The following is a 26,529-nucleotide window of genomic DNA, read 5'->3' on the forward strand; positions in this document are numbered from 1 at the left end:
GTCTGCGGCCAGCTTTACCCCTCGCGACGATTGCGGTACCCACACGAGAGTGCCGATCGCCTTCTCGCGCTCATTGCGGGCTCTGGGGGCCGAGAGCGCGCGCGGCACGGTCGTCGGCGTCGCCCTCGCCGTCGGCTTCCTCGCCGCCTGGGCCGCCTGGTCGATGCTCGCGCGGGTCAGCCTGATCGCCACCAGCGAGCAGGCTCGCCTCGAGGTCGCGCGGGCCGCCGTCCCGCTCGCCCCGGTCCTCGAGGGACGTGTCCTTTCGGCCAGCCTCGCGCTCGGCCGCCGCGTCGCCGCCGGTGAACCATTGCTCGAGCTCGACAGCCGCGGCCTCCAGCTCGCGCGAGCCGAGGTCGACGCCGAACGCCAGGGCCTGCTCACCGAGCTCGGCGCCCTCGCCGGTGAGCACGCCGCCCTCGCCGCCGCGATCGAGGCCTTCGAGGCCGGAGGTCGCACGCGCCAGAGCGAGGCCTCTGCCAGCGCCCAGGAGGCCCAGATCGCCGCCGCCTTCGCCCGCACCATGGCCGAGCGCAGCGAGAGCCTGCGCGGCCTCGGCGTCGAGTCGAGCGAGGCCGCCGAATTGCTGCAAGCGCGCGAGCGAGGCAGCGCCGCGGTGGCGACGATCCGCCGCCTGCAGATCGCGCGCACCCGGGCCGAGCTCGGCGAGCGGCTGGCGACGATGCGCATCGACCTCGCCCGCACCCTGCGCGAGGAGGCCGAGCTGCAGCGAGCGCTGGCCACGAAGATCGCCGCGCTCGCGCGCCTCGACCACCAGATCGACCAACACTCGCTGCGCGCCCCGATCGCCGGCCGGCTCGGCGGCGTGGTCCCGCTGCAACCCGGCGCCGTGCTCGCGCGTGGGGCCGTGGTCGCGCTCGTGATCCCCGACGACCCGCTGCGCATCGTCGGCCGCTTCACCCCCGCCAGCGTCGGCCGGATCCGCCCCGGCCAGCCCGCCCGCATGCGCCTCGACGGCTTCCCCTGGACCGAGTTCGGCAGCCTCCGCGGCCGCGTCGCCGCCGTCGCCAGCGAGGCCGAGGACGGCCTCGTCCGCGTTGAGTGCGACATGTCCACAGGGACAGATAATATGTCCGAAGGGACAGCTAGCAAGATCCCTGCCGAGCACGGCCTCACCGGCGTGCTCGAGATCGAGGTCGAGTCCGTCGCGCCCGCCGCCCTGCTGCTGCGCACCATCGGTCAGGCCCTCGCCCCATGACCGCCGCCCGACCGCCGCGTCGGCGCCGGATCGTCGCCGAGGTCATCCAGAGCTCGGCCATGGACTGCGGCCCCGCCACCCTCAAGTGCCTGCTCGAGAGCCACGGCCTGCCCGTCAGCTACGGCCGCCTGCGCGAGGCCTGTCAGACCGACGTCGATGGCACCTCGATCGACACCATGGAGGAGGTCGCGGTCCAGCTCGGCCTCGACGCCGAGCAGATCATGTGCCCGCCCGACCACGTGTTCACCGCCGAGGCCGGGGCCTTGCCGGCGATCGCCGTCGTGCTCTCGCCTGGCGGTCTCACCCACTTCGTCGTCGTCTGGTCGTGCTTCGCCGGCCTGGTCCAGATCATGGATCCCGCCGTCGGCCGGCGCTTCGTCCCGCGCGAGCAGCTGCGGCGCGAGCTGTTCGTCCACCGCATGCCGGTCCCCGAAGACGATCTGCGCGAGTGGCTCGGCAGCGACGAGTTCACCGGCGCCCTGCGGGTCCGCGCCCGCGAGCTGAAGCTCGCCCGCATCCGCGTCGACGCCTGGGTCGCCGCCGGCCTCGGCGACCCAGGCATCCTCGGCCTCGCCCGCCTCGACGCCGCTATCCGCCTCACCGAGTCGCTCGCCCGCGCCGGCGCCGTCGCTCGCGGCGGTGAGGCCGGGCGGTTCGTCGCCGGCCTGCTCGCCGCCAGCGAGGGCCTGGACGGCGACGCCCTGTATGCCGTCCTGCCCGAGCAGTGCTTCACCGCCGTGCCCGGGCCCGAGGAGGGCAGCGCCCTGCTGCGCGGCGCCGTGCTCGTGCGGGTCCGCGGCGTGCGGCCCGACGCCCCGGCGCTGCACCCCGGCGACCTGTCCCAAAGTACACTCTCGCCCGACCTCCTCGCCGCCCTCACCGAGCCGCAGATCTCCCCGCTGCGCCAGCTGTTCGCCCTGGTCCGCGCCGACGGCCTCGCGCTCCCGGCCGTGCTCGGGCTCGGCCTCGTCACCGCCGCCGCCGTGGTCGTCGGCGAGGCGCTGGTGCTGCGCGCCCTGCTCGACATAGGCGATCGCATCGGCGTCGGCGAGCAGCGGCTCGGCGCCGCCGCGGCCGTGCTCGCCTTCTTCGTCGCCGTGCTCGCGCTCGAGCTGCCGCTCGCCGTCGGCGTGCGCCGGGTCGGCCGCCGCCTCGGCGCCCGCCTGCGGATCGCCTTCCTGACCCAGATCCCGCGCCTCGGCGATCGTTACCTCGCCAGCCGCCCGATCTCCGACATGGCCGAGAGATGTCACAGAGGACATGTCCTTCGGCACATGCCCGACGTCGCCGCTCGCCTGGTCCGCGGCGGCTGCGAGCTGCTGTTCACCGCCCTCGCGCTGATCTGGCTCGACCCCGGCGGCGCCCCGTGGATCGTCCTCACCGCCGCCCTCGTGCTCGGCTTGCCGCTGGCCCTGCAGCCGCTCATGACCGAGCGCGACCTCAAGGTCCGCAGCCACGGCGGCGCGCTCGGCCGGTTCTACCTCGACGCCCTGCTCGGCCTCACCGCGATCCGCACCCACGCCGCCGAGCGCTCGCTGCTGCGCGAGCACGAGGCCTTGCTGGTCGAGTGGGCGCGCGCCCAGCGGGGCCTGTTCCGCGTCCAGGTCATCGCGGTCGGCCTCAGCGCCGGGCTCGGCATGATCCTCGCCGCGGTCCTGTGGAGCACCTACGTCGCCCGTCACCCCGAGCCGGCCGGCGCGCTGCTGCTGCTCTACTGGGCCCTGTCGTTGCCGGCGATCGGCGATCAGATCGCGGCCGCGGCGTTCGAGATCCCCGCCCTGCGCGCCGCCGCCCTGCGCCTGCTCGAGCCGCTGCACACCGCCGCCGACGTCCCCGAGCCGGCGGCGCGCGCCGAGCCGTGGCCCGGCAGCGGCGGCGTCACCTGTTCTTTCGAGCGGGTCACCGCGGTCGCCGGCGGTCACCCGATCTTGCACGCGCTCGACCTGCAGATCGCGGCCGGCGAGCACGTGGCGGTGGTCGGCGCCTCGGGGGCCGGCAAGTCGAGCCTGCTCGGCCTGCTGCTCGGCTGGCACAAGCCCGCGAGCGGCCGCCTCGCGATCGACGGCGTGTCCCTCGACGAGCCGGCCGTGGCCGCGCTGCGCCGCGTCACCGCGTGGGTCGACCCGGCCGTGCAGCTGTGGAACGACACCCTGCTGCACAACCTGCGCTACGGCGACGACGCCGGGCATCATCGCCTGCCGCAAGCGCTCGCGCTCGCCGACCTCGGCCCCGTGCTCGAGCGCTTGCCTGACGGCCTGCAGTCGATCCTGGGTGAGGGCGGCGGCCTCGTCTCCGGCGGCGAGGGCCAGCGCGTCCGCCTCGGCCGCGCGCTCCTGCGCGACGCGCCGCGCCTGGTCCTGCTCGACGAGCCGTTCCGCGGCCTCGACCGCCACGCCCGCGCCGCTCTGCTTACCGCCGCCCGCGCGCACTGGCGCGGCAGCACCCTGCTGTGCGTCACCCACGACATCGAAGCGGCGCTCGGCTTCGATCGGGTGCTGGTGATCGACGGCGGCCGCCTGGTCGAGGACGGCGCCCCGCGCGACCTGTCCTCCCGGACAGATTCGAAATTCGCCGCCCTGCTGCAAGCCGAGGCCGAGCTGCGCGCCGAGGGCTGGAGCGACCCCCGCTGGCGGCGGCTCCGCATGGACGCCGGCCAGCTGAACGCCGGCGCGGAGGCCCCGGTTTGACCCGCGTGCTAGACGTGCTCGCCTTCGCCTGGCCGCTGGGGCGCGCGGGCGAGGCCCTCACCGCTCTCGCCGCGCAGGCTGGCCTGCAGCCGGACCTGCGCGAGCTCGGCACACCGGCCACGGCCGTGCTCGCCGACCCTGACGACGCCGCCATCGAGCGCTGGCTCGCCGGCGCCGCCGCGGGCCTCGGGCTCGAGGCCGAGGCCGTCGACACCGACATCGCCGGCGTCGACGACCTGCTCGCCGCCTGCGCCCCCGCGCTCCTGCGGATCGGCCCTGAAGCTCGCCATCTCCTGCTCATCTTGCGCGGCAGTCGCCGCCACCTCCTCGTGATCGCCCCCGATCTCCGCCCGCGTCGTCTCGCCACCGCCGCCGTGCGCCGCCTCGTCTGCGAGCCCGTGCTCGCCCCCCTGCGCGGCCGCACCGAGGCCCTCGTCGATCGCACCGGCCTCACCCGTGGCCCGCGTCGCGACCGCGCCGTCGATGCATTGCTGCGCGAGCGCCTCGGCGGCCTGCGGGTCGGTCGCGCCTTTGTCCTCCGCCCCTCGCCCGCCGCCCCGCTGCTCCGCTTGCTGCGCGCCGAGGGCCTCGTCCGCAGCGCCCTCGCCCTCGCCGGCCTGCACGCCGCCGAGCTCGCGGTGATGATCGCCGCCTGGGCGCTGATCGGCGGCCTCGTGTTCGCCGGCCGCACCGACACCGGCTGGTCGCAGGCGTGGCTGCTGTTGCTGCTGACCGTCGTGCCATGTCGCATGGGACAGGCGGCGATCGTCGGCGACATCTTGCAGCGGGCCGGCGCCCTCCTGAAGCGGCGCCTGCTCGTCGGCGCCCTCGCCCTGCCCGGCGACCTCACCCGGCGCGAGGGCGCGGGCCTGCTGCTCGGTCGCGTGCTCGAGACCGCCGCCGTCGAGTCACTCGGCCTGCGCGGCGGCCTGGTCTCGCTGGTCGCCGCGCTCGAGTTCGCGGCCGCCGTACCGATCCTCGCGCTCGGCCCCGCGCCCGCGCTGCACCTCGCGCTGCTGGCCGCCTGGACCCTCGTCAGCGTCATCCTCGTTCGCCGCACCGGCCAGCACCTCGCCGCCTGGACCGAAGCGCGCGGCGAGCTCACCCACCACCTCGTCGAGGCCATGGTCGGCCACCGCACCCGCCTCGCTCAAGAAGCGCCCGAGCGCTGGCACGACGCCGACGACGCTCGCCTCGTGCGCGTGCTCGCCCACGAGGCCCGGCTCAACCGCAGCGAGTCGCTGCTGGTCGCCCTGCTCCCGCGCGGCTGGCTGGTGCTCGGCCTGGCCGCGCTGCTGCCCGCGTTCGTCACCGGCTCGGCCCCGCCCGCCACCATCGCCGCCGCGATCGGCGGGGTGCTGCTGGCCCAGCGCGGGCTCGCCACCTTCGTCGTCGGCGCCACCGCCCTGCTCGGCTGCGGCGTCGCCGTGCGCCAGGCCCTGCCGATGCTGCGCGCCGCCGAGTCGGCCGACGACGGCGCGCACGGCCTCATGCTCGCCGCGCCGCCCGTGCCCGCGGGCCAGCCGATCCTCGTCGCTCGCGGCCTCGGCTTCCGCTACCCCGGGCGCGAGCGGCCGGTCCTGCGCGACGTCGACCTGACGATCGCCGCCGGTGATCGCCTCCTGCTCGAGGGCGGCTCCGGCGGCGGCAAGTCGACCCTCGGCGCGGTGGTGGCCGGCCTGCGCGAACCCACCGGCGGCCTCGTCCTGCTCGCCGGCCTCGATCGCCCCACCCTCGGCCTGGTCGGCTGGCGCCGCCGCGTCGCCGCCGCCCCGCAGTTCCACGAGAACCACGTCGTCACCGCCCCGCTCGCCTTCAACCTGCTGATGGGCCGCGGCTGGCCGCCGACCCAACCTCAGCTCGCCGAGGCCGAGGCCGTCTGCCGCGAGCTCGGCCTCGGCGACCTGCTCGAGCGCATGCCCAGCGGCCTGCAGCAGATGGTCGGAGAGACAGGCTGGCAGCTGTCGCACGGCGAGCGCAGCCGCCTCTTCATCGCCCGCGCGCTGCTGCAGGACGTCGACCTCCTGGTCCTCGACGAGAGCTTCGCCGCCCTCGACCCCGCGACCCTGCAGCAGGCCCTCCGCTGCGTGCTCACCCGCGCCCGCGCGGTCCTGGTGATCGCCCACCCGTGAGGCTGTCCCTCAGGACATCCCGTCGCAACTTCACCCGGCTCGCTCCTCGAGCTCTATCTAAAAATAAAATGTCCGAAAGGACAGCCGGCACGTCCGGCGTGATCGCCCCGGCGTCACCGCGTGCGCAGCTCGCCGCAGCGCGACCTTGCCTGCGACCACCGGCTTTGTCGCAGCCGGCCGCTCAGGCCTGCTCTTCGTCGCGGTGCGGCAGCCACGACGGCCGGACCTGGGCCCACATCACCTGCGCCACCAGCCCCAGCTTGTTGCTCGCCAGCATCGCCGCCCCGGTCACCTGGCGCAGGCGGTCGCGGGCCGGCAGCGCCCGCGCGTGGCGGGGCACCAGGCTCGTCTCGAGCGCGTGGCGGGCCGTCTTGAGGTACTCCGTCAGGAACACCGAAGGCCGGCCCTCCGCGCACGAGAGCAGCGCCATCGACCGCACCCGCGACTCGTGGCTCGCCTCCCAGTAGTCGAACAGCGCCCGCTGGATCGCCCGCGCCCCGTCGTTGCCGCCGCGGAACACCTCGTAAATCGCGTCGGCCAGCGCCTGCCGCGTCGGCACGTAGCGGTCGTGGATCGCCCGGTAGCGGCGCACCGCCGCGTCGTCCAGCCACGCCTCGTGCAGCGACGCCCCGGCCCGCAGGCTCGCCTGCTCGCCGAGCACCTCCGCGTCGCGCAGGCCCATCGTCATCCCGCTGGCCGTGATCGGGTGCGAACAACCGGCCGCGTCGCCGACCAGCACCAGCCCTGGCGAGCTCGCGCGCGGGGCCGGCAGGTTGACCGTCGGCGCCATCTCGAACGGCCCCTTGTGCGTGCTGATCGCGTGGGCCAGCTGCTCGCCGAGCGCCGTCGGCAGATAGGGGATGAACGTCTCGAGCAGGAACTCCGCCAGCTTGGCGCCCTTGGCCGGCAGCTGCGCCGGCAGGTCGAGCGTCACCCGGTACGTCAGACCCTCCGCGTCGCGGTGGATCGGGTAGACCAGCACCGGCCCCCACGCGCCGAGCACGATGTTGCCCCACGTCGCCGCCGACACCGCCGCGTCGCGCAGCTCGAGCCCCGCCGTGAAGCCGATCGTCTGCCGGTCGTCGGGCACGCCGGCGAGGCGCCGGACCTGGCTCGCCTTGCCGTCGGCGCCGACCACCAGGTCGGCGCGCACCTCGACCTCTTCGCCGTCGGGCCCGCTGAGCACCGCCCCGAGCACGCGCTCGCCGAACCCGCGGACCAGCGACTTGATCGTCCAGCCCTCGTGCAGGTCGACCTGCGGCCGGCGCGTGATCACCTGCCGCATCACCTTGACCAGCGTCTTGTGGTGGACCGCGAGCCCCTGCGGCCGCTGCCCGGCCACGTCGGCGTACGGCAGCTCGACGTAGCGGCCCTCGGCCCGCTCGCGCACCGTGAAGCCATCGACGTCGACCGCGCCGGCCGCCTTGAGCGGGCCGTAGAAGCCGAGGTCCTCGAGCACCTGGGCCCCGCGCGGGTGGATGAACTCGCCGGCGAACCGCGGCGCCGAGCCCTTGTGGCGGTCGATCACCAGGATCTTGCGCCGCCGGCCCTTGTCGGCCAGCGCCAGCGCCTGGGCCACCGCGCAGCCGGCCATGCCCGCGCCGATGATCACGACGTCGTAGCGCGCCCCCGGCCTCGCTCCCGCTTCGCTCTTGTCTGGCTGCATGGTCATGTCCTTTTGCGCATGTCCTAAGGGTCAGATGATCAGAGGTTGCCGCCGAGGGCCACGAACTGGTCGAGGGCCAGCGCCGCCTCGCGCACGCCGGCGGTCGGGTCGTGGCACACCGGCGACAGCCCGAAGCCCTCCGCCCACGCCCCGCCGAGGTCCTCCTTGTCGGCCTCGATCGCCTGCACCAGCTCGCGCACCGCCCGCTGCGTCTGCACGCACGCCGCCCCCTCGAGCGCCATCAGGGCCTGGGCCGCCAGCGCCGTCAGCACCGGCGCGCCGAAGCTGCCGTCCTCGCGCTGGCGCCCGCGGAGCTGGCGCTCGACCGTCTGCCGCAGCGGGTGCGTCGGCGGGCACAGGGCCGCCGCGCACAGGCCGACCTCGGCCAGCGTCGCCACGTCGATGTAGTCGGAGGCCCGCGAGGACACGTCGGCTGTCCGCGAGGACAGGTCCATCGTCACCCGCCGCCACAGGAACTCGAGCCCGCGGGCGACCCGGTCGTCGTCGGCCTGGAACCCGAGCCGGGCCAGCTGGCGCAGCGCCGCCGCCGTCACGCGCACGCGCGTCGGCCCGTGCGGATCACCGGCCGACAGCAGCGCCACGTCGCGGATCGGGAACCGGGCCATGAACACGTCGGACTCGCCGCGCTCGAACCGGCAGAACCCGCCGTCGAGCTCCTGCATCGCCATCAGCACCTCGACCGCGCGCCGGGCCGCCGCGCGGATCCGCGTCTGCAGCGGCGACGACTTCGGCACCGCCGCCAGCGCCTCGAGCACCGCGCAGGTCGACAGCGTGTCGACGTAGCGGTCGGCCCCGGGCTCGTACGGCCAGCCGCCGGCCGGCGCGTTGACCCGCAGCTGCCACTCGCCGGGCGCCGTGATCTCCTGGTCCAAGAGCCAGGTCAGCATCGCCTCCGCGTCGGCGTCGCCGGCGGCCAGCGCCACCCGCACCAGCCGCGCCGTCGTCACCAGCGGCTCGCTCACCTGCCCCTGGGTCAGGTGGACCGTCTCCCCGCTGGCCCCGCCGGCGAAACGGGTGCGCCCCCGCGCGCGCCGGAGGTAGTCGAGGCCCTCGCGGATCCGCGGATCGTCGAAGCTGGCCCCGAGCACTCGCAGCGCCATCAGGCTCATGAGCGTCGGCTGGGCCGAGAACCACCCGCCGTGGCGCTGCTGCGCGTCGACCAGCCAGCGCTGCACCCGGGCCAGCGCCGTCGTCAGCACCGGCCCGCGCGGCAGCTTGCGGATCACCTTGACCGCCTGGTCGAAGGTCTGCAGCAGATCTCCCGCCAGCCCCGGCTGCGTCAGTCGCGGCAGGATCGGCTCGCCGTCGGGCCGCGTGAGCAGCAGCGCCCGCGGGTCCGGCAGGTGCACCCGCGCCGGCGCGCGCGAAAGCAGCAGGTACGGCGTCATCACCCCGCGGCCCCACGGGGACACCCGGCTCGGCGACAGGATCGTCCACGCCGGCAGCAGCCACAATTCGGCCGGGAACGTCGGCACCCAGCTCCACGGGATCGCGTCGGCCATCGCCAGCCACATGCGCACCGCCGCGTTGGCGCGCTGGGCCCCGCCGAGCTCGTGGACCACCCGGCGCGCCCGCACCAGGTGCTCGGCCGAGGGGTCGTCGCCCGCCTCGACCAGCGCCCACCAGCCGAACACGGTCAGCGACAGGTCGGGCCCCCCGCCCGGCAGGTGCCAGGCGCCCGAGGGCTGCTGGTCGGCGCGGATCCACCGGGCCAGGCCGGCGGCTTCCTCGGGCGAGAGGTCGTGGAACAGGCGATCGGCCAGCAACACCTCGCACGCGAGGCTGATGTCGGGCACACCCAGGGACCAGTGCAGCTCGCTCCCGGCGCGCCCGCTCACCGCCGCCCGCTGCCGCCAAACGGCTGCGCGTGCGAAGACTCGGGCTTGCGCCACTGCCAGCCGCTCGTGGAGCGTCGATTTCGCCGCCGGAGCCGTCATGAGGCGGCGCCGACGCTAGCACGCGGGCCCCAGCCACCTGGTGATGCCCGTCACAGGCAAACCGCCGCGCCGACGCCATCCACGCGCCTGCGCAGCCGGCGCCAAGCTCGTTTGCAGCCCGTCCGCGCGGCCCGCGGCGAACCTGCTTGCGACCCGGCGCTCGGGTTTGCAACACTGGCGGCGATGTCCCGCCTCTCGCTCACCGCCGTTCTCGGCCTCTGCACCACCAGCGCTCTCTTCCTGTCCGCCTGCAAGGAGGAAGCAGCGGAGGAGTTCGGCTTCACCTGCGTGGAGCTGATCCAGGCCCAGAACCAGGAGGAGAACCCCTTCCTCGGCACCGCCCAGATCAAGGTCACCCTCAAGTACGAGCAGTGCCTGATCGACTACTACACCAAGACCAACACCGACCAGGCGATGAACGGCAAGGACGGCGAGGCCGTGTTCGGCGAGTGGGCCGATCGCCTGTGCAGCGAGAGCGTGTCCGACTCGCTGGTCGCCTGCGAGGTCGAGAGCTTCGCGCAGACGCTGCAGCCGTCCGAGAACAACCCGATCTTCCAGATGACGGTGACCTACCGCGTCACCGACCCGAGCAAGGTCAACAGCCGCACGCTGCTGTGGGGCCCCGGCCCGGTCCAGGCCTACGCCGACTGCTCCGGCGCCCTCAAGCCGTTCGTCAAGCTGACCTTGCCCTCCGACGTCATCGGCATCGACAAGGACGGCAAGACCATCTGGAACGCCCAGTCGTGGAGCAACCCCCGCGGCATCATGCAGCGCAACACCGCCGGCTGCATCCAGGCCTCGATCGCCCGCCAGTGAGCCGCCGGCCATGACGCTCCGGCGCGTGGCCCTCACGGCCGCCCTGGCGTGCAACCCTCCGGCGAGCAGCGACCCGGCCCCCGTGGCCCCGGTCGAAGCCGCCCCGCCGGAGCCCACCTGCGAGGAACCCCCGCCCGGCACTCTCGCCTGGCTCGCCGAGCTCGCGGCCCCGGCCGCCGAAGCCCGGCGAGCCGTCGCGCCGCCTCGCGCCCCGACGCCCGACGATCCGCGCCCCGACGTCCCGCCGGGAAGCAGCGAGTCGACTGCGCGAAGCAGCGAGTCGACAACGCGAAGCGCCGAGTCCACTGCGCGCAGCGCCGAGTCCACTGCGCGAAGCAGCGAGCCCCGCAACGATTCCCCGACCCGCAATGATTCGCCGGCCCGCGGATCATCCCCCGGCCGCAACCCCGGTGAGCCCACGGTCGGCGAGCCGCCTGCCCGATCGGTCATGCCCGATCGGACATGTCCCTGGGTACTTTTTAAAACCGACGAGGGCCCGCTCGCCGTGCGCCCGCTCGGCCGCGGCGAGGCTGCCCCGCCGCACGTGCGCGCCCCCGTGCCCGTCGTCCCGCCGGCAGCTTGCCGCCCGTGTCGCTGGTCCGGCGTCGTCACCCCGGTCGGCCCGATCCTCCTCGCCGTGCGCCCCTCCGCCGACAGCGAGCTCGCCGCCGAGGCGTGGATCGGCGCCGGCATGCCGCCCTCGCCGCGCGTCGATGTCGAGCCCGCCCCTCTCGTGTTCGCCCCGCTGTGGTTCGGCCAACCTGGCTTTGGGGACAGCACCCTCCAGGGTCCCGCGTGGGCCCTCGCCCCGCGCCTGTGCGGCCGCGAGCTGGTCCTGCTGCCCACCCCGCGCCTCCCCGGCGCCGGCGCCGAGGAGCCCCCGCCCGCCCTCGTCCGCGCCGCTGGCGTCTACGCCGCCGCCGGCAGCGAGCTCCTGCGCCAGGACGTACCTATCCCTTCGGACATGTCCAATTGCACAGCCATCCCGCTCGAGCTGCCCTGAGCCGCGTCTGACCGGGCGAACCAGCACCCTGCGACCGCGATCTCGTTCGTGGCGCCGGACCCGACGACATCGCCGAGTCGGCCGATGAGCGAGGCCGTTCCCGCGCGGAGTTGTTTCCGCGCGGAAACAGTGCCCTCGGCGCCAATAAACACTCGGGTACGCGTTCATTCGATCGCCGCAATCGATTCGTCGCTCGCGCGAGAATCGAGCCCCGATCGGCACAGGCTGGGCTCGAATCCAGATCGCTCGTCCGATGACTCCTGGGCGGGTTTCGTTCGGGAGGCCCGCACGAGGTCCTCGACGTGCTCGACGCCGCAGTCGACACCTCCGCCCGGGTATGTCCATACGCTGCTACCCCTGCGTCCGAATTTTGACAGATGTCGGCGCCTCTCCGTAAGTTGTCATCCAATACCCTCGAGGCTCAGCCATGCTCGAAATCGTATCTTTCGATCCGCCGATGAGGGTTCAATTCACGGCGGTATCGGGCCCTCTCCAGGCGTTCGCCGCCCAGTACCTGAGCCCGCAGCACCGGCTCGCGCTTCGACGCATTGTCGAATCCAGCGAGGTCATCACCGTCACCTCCGATGACTTCTTGCGCCTGATCGAGCTCGTCACCTACCCGTCCATCCCACGCAGGATGGACTTTCCTCTCGACGAGCGCGGAAACAATCGCGCGCTGACGATCATCGAGACGAACCTGTCGCTCAACCCCTTCTTCACCGAGGCGTACGCGCTCGACGAATTGGACAAGGTCGTCGCCTACGCGCTCAAGGCCGGGATCTTGGAGCCGAGTTTTCTGTCTCTGAAGCTCACTTTCCACGACGTCCCGGGGAGATCCACGAGTGGCTGGACCAACGCGCGGAGCTTCATCGGGGACGAGCTTTATCCGCGGCTCGCCAAGAAATACTACAAGAGCGACCGATTGCTCGCCAAGGTCTATACACGCTCTGTCGAGGCCCCCCAGCACTACCTCCATTACCGCAGGAGGTTCCTCGAGCCCAGCGGTTCGAACGAGCCGACCCGCCGCGGGCGGCGGGAGATCACCCCGCTCGTCGTGCCGTCCATGAACCAGTTCGGGATCCTGTCGCCGAGCACGGAGCTGGCGCGCGGCTCTCCCGACTTCACCGTCCCCACGGGCCTCGTACGGCGCATGCCTGGCAAGCTGATGTTCCTCCCGCCGTCCGAGGACGACGAGGGGCTGCAGAACTGGGCCGAGCGGAAGCGCCGCAAGTTCGGCTTCCCCTTCGTCGCCGGGCCGTCGGGCAGCATGGCTTACGACCTTGCGGTCTATCACTACTACCTCGAGCACGCCCGGGGCCTGCGCGTGAGCGACAGCGAATTCAGCGACAAGATGCTGAGGTTCGGGGTCTCCCGCGCGATCGCGTACGTCAAATACGGGCACCATAGCTTCTACGAGTCGCTCGTCCCGCTCATGGATCTGATCGGAGGCGCCGCGTTCACGGACCCCGATGCGCTCTATCGATTCATCGTTCCCTACGTCGAGATGGGCCAGCGAAGCGGCAGGACCTACAGCCGCAGCCTCGTGCGATTGAAGGTCGCGCCGCACGTGGTGCACTGGGACTCCTATCTCTACGACTGGTACGACTGGCGCAGCTACAAGCCGGGCAACTACAAGCCGTGGACGATCACGAAGGGGCCGCTCGGGCTGAATGGAGGGGCGATCGCGCCGGGACGGTACATCTACGTCGTCCTCGCCACGGACCGCACCGTCCGCTACCTGCCGACAGAAGCCCATACCCACGAGCAGTACCGGTCGCACTCGCAGCTCGCCGGCGGGCTCAGTGTGTACGCCGCGGGCTATTTCGAGGTGGGCCTGGGCGACAAGCTCGTCGAGATCGACAACAGCTCCGGACACTACAAGCCCGATGCGGCCACGATCCCTTATGCGGTCATGCTCATGGAGAAGCTGGGCTTCGACATCGAGGGCGTCAACGTGAGGGCTCACGTGATGAACGCCGCCGATATCAAGCTCTTCGCCTGGGCGCTCCAGCAGGCGAAGACGACCTTTCGCATCTCGATCGGCTGGGTCAAGTACGTCACGAGATTGAACAAGGGCCGCACGAGAAGCTTTCCGACACCGCCGTCGAATCTCCTCCAGTACATGCCGTACTGACGCGAAAGCCGTGGCGACCGCCTGGCAAAGCGCCCGAGTTCTGGCGTCTACAGGCGACGCTCCGCGAAGCGCCCCCCCTCGAACTTCGGACCTCAAGACCCCCACGCCCCACAAACGCCGTAAACCCGATCGCACATGCCCCTGAGGACAGATCGCGCCCCGCCACTCTCGAGGAGCCCGCGTATACTCCGAGCATGAAGTATCGCTTGCACTTGTGTTTCGCGCTCTCGCTCGCCTGCAGCCCCAAGTCCGCCGAAGAATCCACCGACACCCAGAGCACCACCGGCGGCACCATCGGCACCAGCGGCGACGGCCCCGTCACCATGGGTCACAGCCAGACCTCTGCCAACCCCAGCGAGCCCGTCACCACCAGCCTCGGTCAGACCGTCACCACCTTCCCGACCACCGAGGCCACCACCGTCTCCCCGACCACCGAGGGCAGCGCCACCGACGGCGATCCCAGCGACACCTTCCCGACCTCTGCCACCACTGACGTCATCTCGACCTCCTCCACCCCCGACTTCACCACCACCGGCTCCCCCTGCATCGACCCGCTCGACCAGCCACAGAGCGCACCCTGCAACGACGCCAGCGGCTGCGGCTGTCAGACCGGCCGGTGCTTCGTCGTCCCCGCTCTCGGCGGCTTCTGCGGCGAGTGCCTCGTCGACGCCGACTGCCCCGAGGGCGGCTGCACCGTGCCCAACCCTGTCGTCGGCGTCGGCGCCCTTTGCAACACGGGCAAGGCCGGCGACGGCTGCCAGAGCGACACCGTCTGCTTCGACGCCCCCGCCAACGACTGCGGCGTCGTCCTCGAGGTCCCCGGCATCATCAAGGTCGCCACCTGCGGCGAGTGCGAGGCCGACGTCGACTGCCCGGCCCAGGCCCCTCACTGCACCCCGGACTACGACATCGCCGGCTTCACCGGCCAGAAGAAATGCAAGGCCCCCGACTCGGTCCCCCTCGACAGCGGCTGCGACCACGACGGCTCGGGCGACCTCGCCTGCGCCTCCGGCTTCTGCGGCGAGGCCACGATCATGAACCTCCTCTTCCTCGGCATCTGCGGCCAGTGCAACAGCGACGCCGACTGCCCCATCGGCCAGCAGTGCAGCGAGCCCGCCGTCGACCTCGACATGGGCCTGCTGTTCGGCTCGGTGTGCCTGTGAGCCTCGCGCGAGCGCGCCCCTCGCCGACCCGCGCTATCCTGCAGGCATGACCCGCGACGACCCCGAAACGCCGTCCTCGACCGGACCCAGCGCTCGGCGCCCGCTCGAGCCCTCGCCCGCCGGCGACGACCTCGGCGCCCTGTCCCAGCAGCGGCCGCTCGCGGCCCCGCCAGCCCGTGGCGGCCCCGCCGCCACGCTCGACGAGCAGCGGCTCGCCCCTTCGCCTCCCGGTGACGTCGGCCCCCTCGCCACCCCGCCCATCACCGACGACATCCGCGTCGCCCTCGAAGAGCAGCGCCCGCCCGACAAACAGGACCTCCTCGCCACCCCTCCCATCACCGACAACATCGCCGCCACCCTCGCCGAGCAGCGCCCTCCCGAGGAGAAGGACCTCCTCGCCACCCCGCCCATCCGCGACGACATCGCCGCCGTGCTCGAAGAGCAGCGCCCGCTCGACGCCTCGCCCGGCGGCGACCTCGGCGCCCCGCCCGTCGCCGAGACATGGCGTCCGCTCACCACCCCGCCTCCCAGCGAGCGGGACAACGAGCTCATGCGCGACCCGCCGCCTGGCGAGCACCACCTCGGCCGCTTCGCCGGCTACGGCGCCGCCAACCGCGTCCGCCGCATCCTGATCGCCTGCCTCTCCGTCCTCGTCGTCGCCACCGTGTTCGTCTGGTACGGCTGGGCTCGCCAGCGCCCCGAGCCCACGACGACCCTGCGCCAGTTCGAGCTCCCGGCCGGCACCGACACCTCCGACCGCCCGCGCGTGCTCGCCTGGTCGCAGGGCAAGGCGCGCCTCGGCCTCACCCGCGCGCCCCCCGGCGTCGACACCATCGAGCTGCCCGACCGCACCCTCAAGCTCAAGGACGGCTCCGACATGGCCCAGTTCAAGGTCGTCGTCGAGGACGGCAAGACCACCGCGCTGGATCTGGTCTCCGGCGAGATCGTGGAGATCCTTCACCCCGGCGCGACCCCGCTGCTGCAGCCATGACCTCGAGGACATGTCCCTCGAGGCGTGTCCCTGAGAACATCCTCAAGGCGCCAGGATCGCCGCCAGCTCCGCCGGCCAGGGCGCCGTGAACTGCACCATCTCGCGGGACTGCGGGTGCGGCAGCGTCAGCCCGGCGGCGTGCAGCGCGTGGCGTTGCAGCCCGAGCTCCGCCCCCAGCTCCGCCAGCTTCTTCCCGCCCTCGACCACCTTTAAAAACTCTTCCTCCGGCAGCCCGTACAGCTTGTCGCCGACCACCGCGTGCCCGATCTCCGCCAGGTGCACCCGGATCTGGTGCTGCCGCCCCGTCTCCGGCAGCGCCTCCACCAGCGTCACCGGCTTCTCTCTAAAGACTCCGTGGCGCAGCGGGCGGACCGTCGTCGCTGCTGGCAGCCCCCCGTCCGCCACCGGCACCGGCCCGATCTTGATCCGGATCTTCGACCCGATCGCGAACCCCAGTGACATGTCGATACGGACATGTTCTTCGAGACAGCCGTGAACCAGCGCCAGGTACGACTTGCGGACCTCGCGGCCGAGGAACGCCTTCTTGAGCGCCGTCGCCGAGCCGCCGCGGCGGCCGAACACCATCACCCCTGACGTCTCGCGGTCGAGGCGGTGGGCCATGTCCCAGCCGTGGCCCGGGCCCAGGCGGTCGCGCAGCACCTGCGTCAGCGTGTGGCGGTGATAGCTCGCCGACGGGTGCACTGGCAGACCGGCCGGCTTGTCGATCACCAGCAGCGCCTCGTCGCGGTAGATCTCCCGGAAGTCGAGCACCACCTCCGGCTCACGCGGCGCCGGCCGTCGGATCACCAGCGCCTCGCCCGCGCGCACTCGCTGCGACGCGCGCAGCAGCACCTCGCCGGTGTCGGCGCGGCGGACCTGGCCGTTGTCGACGATCGTCTGCACCCGCGTGCGCGACAGTCGGGCGATCCGGCTCGACAGGAAGCGATCGAGGCGAAAGCCGTCGCGGCCCGGGTCGACGACCAGCGGGATCTCGATGAACTCCTCCGGCGGCTCGCTCACCGCGGACATGCTATTCTCGCCCGCATATGACCGAACCTGGTCCCAAGCCGACGACCGCGAGTTCGCCCGAGTCCGCCCAGGGTGGCGCGCTGTGGGCGCTGATCGTGGGCGGTGCGATCCTCGTGGTCGCGGCGCTCCTCATCTTCTGGCCCGGCGGTGATACGACGGGCGGCGCGGCCGGGTCCGGCGGCAAGGGTCGGGGTGGCGGCGCCGGCCAGCAGGCCAGCCTCGCCCAGAGCGGCGGCGGCCCCGAGGCGCACGCGCTGGGCGTCGGCGCCCGCGAGTTCGACCCGCACCGCGGCAACGGCAAGGCCCGCGTCAACCCGGCCTTGCTCCCGGTCGGGCCCAAGTCCGACTCGCTCGCCCCGCCGAAGAAGCCCAAGCCCGAGCCGACCAGCTTCCCCAGCGCCGCCGCCGAGATCGGCTACTGGGAGAAGAAACTCGACATCGCCCGCAAGGACCTGACCCAGCGCGGGGTCTTCCTCGAGCGGCTGAAGAAGGTCAAGGAGAACGCCCGCACCTCCGACCAGATCGAGCTCGCCGAGAAGCGCGGCGTGGTCGTCGAGAAGAACTACGCCGACCAGCAGAAGCTCGTCGAGGACCTCGAGAAGAAGGTCACCGGCCTCAAAGAGAAGCAGCGCCAGTCCGGCCTGTGACCCGCCGCGGTCGCCTGTCCTTCGTGACAGGTCCCAAGGGGCATGCTCCTCCGAGCATGCCCCTTCGCGCATGTCCGAACAGCCAGTCATCGCGCTACTCGGGCAGCAGCAGCCCCAGCGCGGCCGCCCGCTCGATCCGCAGGTCGGCGTAGGGTCGGTCCCAGCGCGGCGACGCGGCCGGGTCCCACGCCTCGACCGGCAGCAGCCCGCCGGCGGCCAGGTCGGCCAGCAGCAGCGCCTCGGCCTCGGGCTCGCGCGAGAACGGGAACGGGTTGCGCACCTGTCCTTCGGGCAAGCTGGGGTACACCGCGTCGTCGTCGGCGATCAGCTGCTCGAGCTCGCGGGCGCGGCGCTCCTGATGATCGATGAAGGCCGGCGCGAACGGCCCGACCCCGGCCCGCTCCTCCGGCTCGCGCCCGATCCACTTGGCCCAGTCGTAACCGTAGAGGAAATCGTGCACGTAGCGGAACCGGATCACCGTCGCCTGGCCGTAGAGCGCCTGCAGCCCGGCGATCTGGCGCCCCAGGGCCGCCCGCTCGCCCGGCCCCGCGCGCAGCAGCTCGGCCGCCAGCAGCTCCGTGTCCCAGAAGATATTGGCGGGGAACGCCGCCGCCGACGCCGCCTCGATCTCGCGCAGCGTCGCCAGCAGCTCGGGGGCCGCCGGCGCGCCCGCGGCCACCAGGGCGACGACCTCCTCCGGGCTGCGGCTGCGCGCGCGCGACGGGTCGAGCGAGCGCCCCGGCCAGCTCACGCCCACCCCGCCAGGCGCAGCAGCACCAGCGCCAGCGCCAGCGCCAGCGACGCGCCCCAGATCAGCCGGTGCAGCGCGGTCTTGTAGCGGCCCTGGGCCTTGAAGCAGCCGGTCAGCGCGTGCGGGCTCTCGCGGGTCAGCGCCCGCCACGGCAGCGCCGCCGCCAGCACCGCGATCTGCACCGGGATCAGCGGGAACTCGCCGCCGCTGGCTCGCACCGCGAACATCCAGGCGATAAGGCCGGCGAACGCCGCCGACTCGGCCGCCCGGCGCGCGACCCGGTTGCCGTACATCGTCGTCAGCGTCGCTTTGCCACCGCGGCGGTCGCTCTCCTCGTCGGACAGCCCGCTCGCCGCCGCCGACGCGAACGCCAGCAGCGCCAGCCCCGGCAGCGCCCAGCCGTACCACGGCGACACCAGCTCGCCGCTCTGGGCGTACGCGCTCCACCACGGCACCAGCACCCCGACCCCGAGCGCCTCGACGAACTCGCCGGCCCCGCGGTCGTTGAGCCGCAGCGGCGGCGCCGAGTAGGCCAGCAGCAGCCCGAGCCCGGTCACCGCCCCGAGCATCAGCCCTGGCCGCCCCGGCAGGAACAGCTCGCCGCCCAGCGCCACCGCCAGCGCCATGACCCCGAAGCCCGCGCCCGCCAGCAGCACGCTCTCGGCCGGCAGGATCGCGTCGGGGATCGTCTTCGGCGAGCCCGCCTCGGGGAACATGCGCCGCTTCAGCGCGTCGACGTCGGCGTCGAACCAGTCGTTGAGCAGCACCACGTAGATCGTGGCGAACACCGCGAACGTCAGGCCGACGACCGCGGCGGCGAAATCAAATGTCCCCGAGGACATGGCCCCGAGGACCTGTCCCAAGATCGCAGGAGCCAGCACCTTGGGCCAGCTCGCCGGTTTGACCGCGTGGAGCCACCGGCGCAGCGGCGAGGCGAAGGCCGGGTGCATGCGTCAGCCCTGGGCGCGGGCCAGCTCGGCGTCGATCGCCTCCGACAGGCCGGCGACCGAGGGGTTGCCGTCGAAGTTCTGGCCGTTGATGTAGAAGCTCGGCGTGCCGCCGACCCCTGCCTCGCTGGCGATCTTCATGTCGGCCTCGACCAGCGGACCGACGCGGGTCAGGCACTCGTCGAGCTTGGCCTGGTCGAGCCCGACCTTGCCGGCCAGCTCCTTGAGCTTCTCGGTCGACAGCTCGCGCTGGGCCGCGAAGATCTCGTCGTGCAGCGGCCAGAACTTCTCCTGCTCGTGCGCGCACTGGGCGTACTCGGCGGCCGGGCGGGCGTTCGCGTGGAAGCTCAGCGGGAAGTGGCGGAACACGAACTGGACCGGCTTGCCCTCGTACTTGGTCTTCAGCTCCTTGAGCGTGTCGGCCGCGCGCGAGCAGTACGGGCACTCGAAGTCGGAGAACTCGACCACCTGGACCTTGGCCTCGGCGCTGCCGAGCCACGGCGAGTGGGTCGCGGCCAGCTCGAGCGCCGGCGGGCGCACGTCGGGCAGCCGCTTGTCGATCGAGGCCGTCGCGCGCAGCTCGCCGAGCATCGTGGTGAACACCTGCTCCGACTTCTCGGCGTTGATCGCCTGGATCACCTGGTCGCGGACCTGGTCGAGCGGCGGCGCGTCGGGCGACTTGCGGGCGCTGTAGAACGCCTCGATCTCGGCGTCGCTCGGGGTCGGCACCGCCGACTCCATGCGCCCTTGCACGTACTCGTTGATCGGCTTGCCCGCCTTTTCGGCCGCGGCGGTCAGCACCTTCTGCTGCACGAAGTTCTCGAGCGCGGCGTCGCGCACCCGCGAGACCTCGCTGCAGTACTGCCGCAGCGCCTTGTTCTCGGCCTGGGCCAGCTGATCGCCGAGGTCTTCGAGCTTGACGTCGACGCCGTCGATGTGCGCGACCACCGAGCCGGGCGCCAGCTTGAGCGAGGCCTGCTCGCACAGCGACGAGCCCGGGGCGGTCGCGGCGCGCATCGCCGGCGGGCCCGAAGGCGCCTTCGTCGTGGAGGCCGTGGCGCCCGCCGCGGCGACCTGCGGCTTGTTGGCGGGCGGCTTGCCGCGCTCGGACAGACAACCAGCCGCGAACACGAGCGCCGCGGCACCGATCAGGGTGCGAACATGCATGAGCGGCGCGAAGGATATCCGCGGCCGTCGTCCGCCGCCACCGCCGCGGACCGGGGTCAAACACACGTCCCGGCCGCCGCGCGGCGATTGCCGGGTCCGCTGCCTCCGGCGTAGGTTCGGCGCGTGAGCTCGCGTCGCCTTCGCTGGCCTGTTACCTCGGGCCTCGTCCTGTTTCTCGCGTGCACGCGGGGCGCTCCGCCGCAGCCGCCGAGCGACCCCACCGCGTCCGCACCCGACGTCGCAAATCGCCCCGCCGCGCCCGCCGTCGTCAGCGACGGCCCGCCGCGCCTCTTCCGCAACGCGCGGGTCATGACCGCCGCCGGCGACATCTTCGAGCGCGCCGACCTCCTCGTCGTCGGCGGCCGGATCTCCGCTGTCGGCCCTGGACTTCAGGCCCCCGACGGCGCCGTCGTCGTCGACGCCGCCGGCAAGACCATCACCCCCGGCGTCATCGACACCCACTCGCACCTCGGCGTCTACGCGGCCCCCGGCCTCAACGGCCACAGCGACGGCAACGAGGCCAGCGCGCCGACCACCGCCCACGTGCGCGCGGAGGACGGCTACTGGCCGCAGGACCCGCAGATCGATCGGGCCCGCGCGGGCGGGGTGACGACGGCGCAGATCCTGCCCGGCTCGGCCAACCTGATCGGCGGGCGCAGCGTGACCGTGCGGTTTTTGCCCGACGCGCGCAGCGTCGACGACGTCAAGTTCCCAGGCGCGCCTTACGGCCTCAAGATGGCCTGCGGCGAGAACCCCAAGCGCGTCTACGGCGACAAGTCCGGCCCCAAGACGCGCATGGGCAACCTCGCCGGCTTCCGCGACGCCTTCCAGAAGGCCAAGGAGTACGAGCGGACCTGGTCCAAGTACCGCAAGGACCACGGCGAGTGGGACAAGAACAAGGACAAGCCTGCGCCGGCCGGCAAGGACGGCCAGCCTGGCAAGCCGCCTGACGAGCCGCAGCCGCCGACCCGCGACTTCGGGCTCGAGACGCTCGGCCTGGTGATGAAGGGCGAGATCCTGGTCCACAACCACTGCTACCGCGCCGACGAGATGACGCAGATGCTCGACCTCGCGGCCACCTACGGCTTCAAGATCCGCAGCTTCCATCACGCCGTCGAGGCCTACAAGATCGCCGACCGCCTGGCCGCCGCCGGCACCGCCGCCTCGGTCTGGGCCGACTGGTGGGGCTTCAAGGCCGAGGCCTTCGACGGCATCCTCGAGAACGCCGCCCTGCTGCACGCCGCCGGCGGCCGCTCGATCATCCACTCCGACAGCCCGAGCGGCATCCAGCGCCTCAATCAAGAGGCCGCCAAGGCCATGCACGCCGGCCGCCGGATGGGCGTCGACATCAGCGAGGACGACGCCCTGCGGTGGTTCACCGCCAACGCCGCCTGGGCCCTCGGCATCGACCACGAGGTCGGCACCCTCACCCCCGGCAAGCGCGCCGACCTCGTCGTCTGGTCCGGCAGCCCGTTCAGCGTCTACACCCGCGCCGAGCAGGTCTACATCGACGGCGAGCCGGTCTACCTGCGCGGTGAGCTCGAGCCCGGCACCGACTTCGAGCTCGGCTACAACCCCGGCGCCGCCCCGCCGGCCCCGGTCTCACCTGTCCCTTCCAACATGTCCGCTGCGAACTGACCGAGAGGACCTGTCCCATGAGCCATATCCTCTTCGTCGCGGTCCTCGCCCTCAAGTCGCCGGCCGCCCCGGCCGCGGTCACGCTCGTCAAGGGCGGCGACCTCCACGTCGGCGACGGCACCGTCGTCGAGGACGCCACCATCATCATCCGCGACGGTAAGTTCGCCGCCGTCGGCGGCCCCGAGCTCACGGCCCCGAGCAACTCTGGGGTCACGCTCGTCGACGCCCGTGGCAAGATCATCACCCCCGGCCTGGTCGCCAGCGACAACCAGCTCGGCCTCGTCGAGATCGACCTCGAGGGCAGCACCCACGACGACGCCCGCGGCGGCGACCACCCGGTGCGCGCCGCTTACGACGCCAGCCGGGCCTTCAACGCCGAGTCGAGCCTGATCCAGGTCCAGGCGATCGGCGGCGTCACCACGGCCGCGGTCGCGCCCGCGGGCGGCTTGCTCTCGGGACAGGTCGCGTGGGTCGACCTCGTGCACGGCGACCACCGCGGCGCGCTGAGCAAGGCCGGCGTGGCGATCGACGGCAACCTCGGCCACAGCTACGGGGGCTCGCGCGCGGCCGCGCTGGCCAAGCTGCACGAGGTCCTCACCGACGCGCAGGTGTTCCGCGGCCGCAAGGACGCCTACGAGCGGGCCCAGACCCGGCCGTTCGCCGCCCACGCGCTCGACCTGCAGGCGCTGCAGCCGGCGCTCGCCGGACAGATCCCGCTGACGCTGTCCGCCGACCGCGCCAGCGACATCCTCGCCGCGCTCGACCTCGCCAAGGAGTACAAGCTGCGGCTCGTGATCGTCGGCGGCTCCGAGGCGTGGAAGGTCGCGCCCGAGCTGGCCGCCGCCAAGGTGCCCGTGGTGCTGCAGCCGACGCGCAACCTCCCGGGCAGCTTCGACACCCTCGGCGCCCGCCTCGACACCGCCGCCCTGCTCGCCGCCGCCGGCGTGCCCGTCGTCATCGCCTGGCTCGACGACTCGCACAACCTCCGCAACATCACCCAGGAGGCCGGCATCGCCGTCGCCAACGGCCTGCCCTGGGCCGCCGCCCTGCGCGCGATCACCCTCGAGCCGGCCCTCGCCTACGGCCAGGGCACCACGCACGGCAGCGTCGCCGTCGGCAAGGTCGCCAACCTCGTCGTCTGGAGCGGCGACCCACTCGAGCTCAGCAGTCGGCCCACCGACGTGCTCGTCCGCGGCCGCGCGATCCCGATGGTCTCGCGCCAGACCCTCTTGCGCGACCGCTACCGCAGCCTCGACAAGTTCGGCGCCGCCGCGCCATCGACGAACTCGAACGCGCGCCCTCGCCCCGACACCGGCGCCGCCGCGACCACCGCGACCACCGCGGCACCACCGCAAAAGTGACGCCCCCGCCCGCCTCGCGGTATAGATCGAGGGTCCCCATGACGAGTCATCATAGAAGCCCCCACCAGCTCGAGCACGGCCCGATCTTCTCGTGGCACCGCGACCACAACGGCTTCATCTTCACCTCGGGGCACGCCGCCGTCGACGTCGAGTCCCTCGGCATCACCCCCGGGGACCTCGTCGCCGAGACCCACGCGACCCTCAACAACCTCCGCCGCACCCTCGAGAAGGCCGGCTCGAGCCTCGAGAAGGTGCTGAAGATCACCGCCTACATCACCGACATGGGCCAGTTCGCCGCCTTTAATAAGGCCTACGCCCATTTCTTCCCCGGCCCGAAGATCCCCGCCCGCACCTGCATCGAGGTGTCGCGCCTGCCCTTCAACTTCAAGGTCGAGATCGAAGCCGTCGCGCACCTGTGAGCCCTAATCCGACGCCTCGTCCTCGAAAGCAAATCGACCTTGTTTGTCGAGGAAATCCTTCGGGTGCCGAACGGCGACCGCGAGATCACGTAGTAAGGCTACGTGATCGCCATCGATCGCCACCATCGTGCTCGCGTTGCAGCGGAGCGCGCAGGCGGCGATCATCGCGTCATACTTGAGGTAAGTATGACTGAGGCCCGTGCTCGTCTTGACGGCGTGCAATTTTGCCATCGGCATGCGTAAGCCGAGAATCGTCGCTGCCCGCTCGTCGAACGCAACGACGGTGATCCCCTTCACATGAGGAATCGGTTGCCCCCTCTGGCGCATCAACTCGGCGATCGTCGGTGCAGCCACAAAGAGCTCACGACCCGTACTGCACATCGCCTGACAAAACTTGACACATTCGCGAGAGACGGGTTCCTCGGGTCGTTCACCGAGGAATCGCATAAAGACTCCGGTATCGACCATGGCAGTCGAAGGCAGTGCCAAATCACCCATCGAGCCGTCCCTTCTCGGGGTCGTTCACAGCGCGGTACCAGTCGCGCCATACGCGTTGCGGATCCACGTCTTCGTCGAGCGGTTCAAAGTTCATGAGTCTACCCGTTGCGATCGTACCGTCGAGGTCACGTGAGACCTTCGCTTCGATTTCGATCTCGCGGTACAGGTAAGGCCCTAATTTGCGGGCGGTCGTCTGATCCGTCTGCAGAGAAAAGTCTTCCTCTAACCGACTTTCAAACCGGATAATAGGTTGCTTGCCACCTATCCGTATCGGCCGCGCGCGGATGGAGAGCAAGGAATCGAGGGGAGGAGCTACATCTTGTTCGATCGCCTTGAGGGGTCTGCTCCATGTCGCGATCTGGACTCGCGCAACTTCCCCTGGAGCGAGACGTCGCATGGCGTTCCGCGCCCGGTCCACGCGCTCCTTTGTCCCGCGCGGTAGCTCTTCTGAACCACCGATCTGCCGACGCGAAAGCTCAGCCATCTCGCGCGCGAACCGGAGGTCGCTCGGTTTGGCTGCAATCGCCACGCACTTGTTGAACACTTCAAGCCCGACGAGATCGAGAGACTTCTCCTGCATCTCCGCATTGGCTTCGACGAGTGCGAAGAACGCAGCCGCGAGTTCGAGAAGCGTCGCGGTCTTCACGGTACTGGGCTCGAGACCAGGCCCATCCAGCTCAAGCAGCAACCGGTCGGGTGGGACGACGCTCGGCGCGTCCTCTCGGCTGCGGCGCGACATAAATCCATCCTATCACTTGCGATCCATCACGCCAAGTCGCCGTCCGTGATCCTGCGCATGGATCTTGTTCGGTCTGGAATCTTCCTTCGCATTCGAAGGCGCGCCTGCCCTCAAGGTCGAGCTCGAAGCTGTGGTTCATCTCTGAACAGCTTCGAGGCGAAGGCTGCCGTCTCGAAGCTACGGCTTGTCGCGCGCCCGACATCGTCACCCCATCCTGTCGACTGCCTCACTTTCGGTGACCTCGTCCCGCGCGTCCTCGACAGCGAGCTCGAAAACATCAAGGGCCAGTTCTCTGATGACACGGAGGCCGACCGACTCGGCCTCGAGGACCGCCACGAACTCTATTTCAAGACCGTCTCGGGCAGGAGACGCGCTCCTGGTCCTTGTGGACCTATGAGCCCGAGCCGGAACGATTGTCACTCGATTCGAGTTCAGCTCTCTCGACGACCCCTCGAAGCCGTCGGGCTCACGATAGCGTCGAGCCTGCCGGCATCCGGCTTTGGGCGCTCCAACCCGGATTTGCGACATCAGCGTCATTGCCTCGATTTTCGGTCGTGATAGCTTGCCTCCGCATGCGGACATTTTGCGCGTATTCGTTCTCAGTCTTCGCTTTTTTGTCGGTCGCCTGTAGCGACTCCGAGAGCCCGCTGACCGCCGGACCGATGGCGGGTCAAAACACAGGCCCCTGTATTCAGGGCCAGTGCCTCCCGGGGCTCATGTGCTTCGCCGGCGCCTGCGAGCCCGCCGGCGGCAACAGCCAGGGCCACAGCAGTCAGCCGCCCGGCGACGACACCTCGAGCAGCGGCGGCACCGACCCCACCGAGGGCGCCACCGGCAGCGCCACGAAAGCGACCGCGGACAGCATCGACCCCGGCACCACCGGCGACGAGCCCTCGAGCACGACCAGCGTCACCACCACCGGCGTCGACGAGACCACCGACCGGCCCTCCACCTCCGACTGGCCGAGCAGCGACTCCGACACCGAGAGCGACTCGGGCAGCTTCATCACCTCGGACACCAGCGACGACAGCGGCAGCTTCATCGAGCCGCCCGAGGACGCCTGCGACGGATGCGGCGCCAACCAGGTGTGCATCGTCGTCGACGACATCCCGCAATGCACCGCCAAGTGCGACCCGCTGATCAAGGCCTTCTGCGGCGCCGACAACGTGTGCGTGCCGGTGGAGGACCAGTTCGCCTGCGCCCCGGACGCCTCCGGCAACACCGGCAAGGTCGGCGACGGCTGCATCTACGGCAACGGCTGCGACCCGGGCAACATCTGCCTCTCCGGCCCGTACGTGGCCGGCTGCAACGGTCAGGCCTGCTGCTCGCCCTTCTGCGACACCGACCTCGCCGACCCGTGCGTGCAGTACCAGATGCAGTGCGTCGCCTGGTACGAGATGGGCCTGGCCCCGGCGGGCCTCGAGGACGTCGGGGTCTGCATCATCCCGTAGCGACGCGCTTCGCGGCAGGCCGTCCGATGGACGCCCGCCGCCCTTGAAAGCATCGACGCGCACTTCGAGAACAAGGGCAGCCTGCCAGCGCAGCCGCGATCGCCGGATCGCAG

General features: G+C 71.7%; 22 protein-coding genes. 13 read left to right on the plus strand and 9 right to left on the minus strand.

Annotation, left to right across the window (positions count from 1 at the left end):
• Positions 1 to 49 precede the first annotated feature (49 nt).
• The 3 genes from POL25_RS44705 to POL25_RS36925 are packed head-to-tail and all read left to right on the plus strand — an operon-like array spanning position 50 to position 6,038.
• Positions 50 to 1,219 (plus strand): HlyD family secretion protein, encoded by a 1,170-nt coding sequence (locus tag POL25_RS44705; RefSeq protein ID WP_272091059.1) that lies wholly within the window; start codon positions 50 to 52, stop codon positions 1,217 to 1,219.
• The gene (locus POL25_RS36920; RefSeq protein WP_272091060.1) at positions 1,216 to 3,906 is read left to right on the plus strand and encodes a cysteine peptidase family C39 domain-containing protein; all 2,691 of its coding nucleotides are present in this window, start codon (positions 1,216 to 1,218) and stop codon (positions 3,904 to 3,906) included. The genes POL25_RS44705 and POL25_RS36920 overlap by 4 nt, the downstream gene beginning before the upstream one ends.
• A 5-nt stretch (positions 3,907 to 3,911) precedes the next feature.
• Positions 3,912 to 6,038 (plus strand): ABC transporter ATP-binding protein, encoded by a 2,127-nt coding sequence (locus tag POL25_RS36925; protein ID WP_272091158.1) that lies wholly within the window; start codon positions 3,912 to 3,914, stop codon positions 6,036 to 6,038.
• A 181-nt stretch (positions 6,039 to 6,219) separates the two neighbouring features.
• Here POL25_RS36925 and POL25_RS36930 read toward each other — a convergent pair whose 3' ends face one another.
• Together POL25_RS36930 and POL25_RS36935 are read right to left on the minus strand one after the other, a co-directional pair.
• Positions 6,220 to 7,704, minus strand: coding sequence for an FAD-dependent monooxygenase (locus POL25_RS36930; RefSeq protein ID WP_272091061.1), 1,485 nt, complete (start codon positions 7,702 to 7,704; stop codon positions 6,220 to 6,222).
• A gap of 38 nt (positions 7,705 to 7,742) precedes the next feature.
• Positions 7,743 to 9,521 (minus strand): prenyltransferase/squalene oxidase repeat-containing protein, encoded by a 1,779-nt coding sequence (locus POL25_RS36935; RefSeq protein ID WP_272091062.1) that lies wholly within the window; start codon positions 9,519 to 9,521, stop codon positions 7,743 to 7,745.
• Positions 9,522 to 9,845: 324 nt separating this feature from the next.
• Between POL25_RS36935 and POL25_RS36940 the strand changes: the two genes are divergently transcribed.
• The 5 genes from POL25_RS36940 (at position 9,846) to POL25_RS36960 (ending at position 15,769) form a co-directional block, all read left to right on the plus strand.
• The gene (locus POL25_RS36940) at positions 9,846 to 10,478 is read left to right on the plus strand and encodes a hypothetical protein (RefSeq protein WP_272091063.1); all 633 of its coding nucleotides are present in this window, start codon (positions 9,846 to 9,848) and stop codon (positions 10,476 to 10,478) included.
• Between the two features lie 448 nt (positions 10,479 to 10,926).
• A complete protein-coding gene (locus POL25_RS36945; protein ID WP_272091064.1) occupies positions 10,927 to 11,481 on the plus strand; it encodes a hypothetical protein in 555 nt (184 codons plus the stop codon).
• Between the two features lie 427 nt (positions 11,482 to 11,908).
• On the plus strand, positions 11,909 to 13,615 hold the full coding sequence (locus tag POL25_RS36950; RefSeq protein WP_272091065.1) for a hypothetical protein: 1,707 nt from the start codon (positions 11,909 to 11,911) through the stop codon (positions 13,613 to 13,615).
• A 194-nt stretch (positions 13,616 to 13,809) separates the two neighbouring features.
• Positions 13,810 to 14,778, plus strand: a complete 969-nt coding sequence (locus POL25_RS36955) for a hypothetical protein (protein WP_272091066.1) — start codon at positions 13,810 to 13,812, stop codon at positions 14,776 to 14,778.
• A 46-nt stretch (positions 14,779 to 14,824) separates the two neighbouring features.
• Positions 14,825 to 15,769 (plus strand): hypothetical protein, encoded by a 945-nt coding sequence (locus POL25_RS36960; RefSeq protein WP_272091067.1) that lies wholly within the window; start codon positions 14,825 to 14,827, stop codon positions 15,767 to 15,769.
• Between the two features lie 42 nt (positions 15,770 to 15,811).
• Here the strand turns inward: POL25_RS36960 and POL25_RS36965 are convergent, their stop codons facing one another.
• Positions 15,812 to 16,789, minus strand: a complete 978-nt coding sequence (locus POL25_RS36965; RefSeq protein ID WP_272091068.1) for an RluA family pseudouridine synthase — start codon at positions 16,787 to 16,789, stop codon at positions 15,812 to 15,814.
• Positions 16,790 to 16,815: 26 nt separating this feature from the next.
• Between POL25_RS36965 and POL25_RS36970 the strand changes: the two genes are divergently transcribed.
• Positions 16,816 to 17,445 (plus strand): hypothetical protein, encoded by a 630-nt coding sequence (locus tag POL25_RS36970; RefSeq protein WP_272091069.1) that lies wholly within the window; start codon positions 16,816 to 16,818, stop codon positions 17,443 to 17,445.
• 94 nt (positions 17,446 to 17,539) lie between these two features.
• On the opposite strand, the gene POL25_RS36975 is transcribed toward POL25_RS36970, so the two are convergent.
• From POL25_RS36975 to POL25_RS36985, 3 genes are read right to left on the minus strand one after another with little or no spacing between them, the layout of a single operon-like run.
• On the minus strand, positions 17,540 to 18,196 hold the full coding sequence (locus POL25_RS36975; protein WP_272091070.1) for a ferrochelatase: 657 nt from the start codon (positions 18,194 to 18,196) through the stop codon (positions 17,540 to 17,542).
• Positions 18,193 to 19,146 (minus strand): prenyltransferase, encoded by a 954-nt coding sequence (locus POL25_RS36980; RefSeq protein WP_272091071.1) that lies wholly within the window; start codon positions 19,144 to 19,146, stop codon positions 18,193 to 18,195. The genes POL25_RS36975 and POL25_RS36980 overlap by 4 nt, the downstream gene beginning before the upstream one ends.
• 3 nt (positions 19,147 to 19,149) lie before the next feature.
• Positions 19,150 to 20,310 (minus strand): thioredoxin domain-containing protein, encoded by a 1,161-nt coding sequence (locus POL25_RS36985; protein ID WP_272091072.1) that lies wholly within the window; start codon positions 20,308 to 20,310, stop codon positions 19,150 to 19,152.
• A 309-nt stretch (positions 20,311 to 20,619) separates the two neighbouring features.
• On the opposite strand from POL25_RS36985, the gene POL25_RS36990 reads away from it, so the two are divergent.
• Genes POL25_RS36990 through POL25_RS37000 form a run of 3 tightly spaced genes read left to right on the plus strand, consistent with a single transcriptional unit; the run spans position 20,620 to position 23,728 of the window.
• On the plus strand, positions 20,620 to 21,948 hold the full coding sequence (locus POL25_RS36990) for an amidohydrolase (protein WP_272091073.1): 1,329 nt from the start codon (positions 20,620 to 20,622) through the stop codon (positions 21,946 to 21,948).
• 17 nt (positions 21,949 to 21,965) lie between these two features.
• Complete coding sequence (locus POL25_RS36995) at positions 21,966 to 23,309, plus strand: amidohydrolase family protein (RefSeq protein ID WP_272091074.1); 1,344 nt, start codon at positions 21,966 to 21,968, stop codon at positions 23,307 to 23,309.
• Between the two features lie 38 nt (positions 23,310 to 23,347).
• Positions 23,348 to 23,728: a RidA family protein gene (locus POL25_RS37000; RefSeq protein ID WP_272091075.1), complete on the plus strand. Its 381-nt coding sequence runs from the start codon at positions 23,348 to 23,350 to the stop codon at positions 23,726 to 23,728.
• A gap of 3 nt (positions 23,729 to 23,731) precedes the next feature.
• On the opposite strand, the gene POL25_RS37005 is transcribed toward POL25_RS37000, so the two are convergent.
• The 3 genes from POL25_RS37005 to POL25_RS37015 form a co-directional block, all read right to left on the minus strand.
• The gene (locus POL25_RS37005; protein ID WP_272091076.1) at positions 23,732 to 24,196 is read right to left on the minus strand and encodes a hypothetical protein; all 465 of its coding nucleotides are present in this window, start codon (positions 24,194 to 24,196) and stop codon (positions 23,732 to 23,734) included.
• Between the two features lie 22 nt (positions 24,197 to 24,218).
• Complete coding sequence (locus POL25_RS37010) at positions 24,219 to 24,965, minus strand: hypothetical protein (protein WP_272091077.1); 747 nt, start codon at positions 24,963 to 24,965, stop codon at positions 24,219 to 24,221.
• 204 nt (positions 24,966 to 25,169) lie between these two features.
• The gene (locus POL25_RS37015; protein WP_272091078.1) at positions 25,170 to 25,301 is read right to left on the minus strand and encodes a hypothetical protein; all 132 of its coding nucleotides are present in this window, start codon (positions 25,299 to 25,301) and stop codon (positions 25,170 to 25,172) included.
• Between the two features lie 380 nt (positions 25,302 to 25,681).
• On the opposite strand from POL25_RS37015, the gene POL25_RS37020 reads away from it, so the two are divergent.
• Positions 25,682 to 26,416: a hypothetical protein gene (locus tag POL25_RS37020; protein ID WP_272091079.1), complete on the plus strand. Its 735-nt coding sequence runs from the start codon at positions 25,682 to 25,684 to the stop codon at positions 26,414 to 26,416.
• Positions 26,417 to 26,529 lie beyond the last annotated feature (113 nt).

Origin of the sequence: Nannocystis bainbridge (genome assembly GCF_028368995.1) — a bacterium.
Lineage (GTDB): Bacteria > Myxococcota_A > Polyangia > Nannocystales > Nannocystaceae > Nannocystis > Nannocystis bainbridge.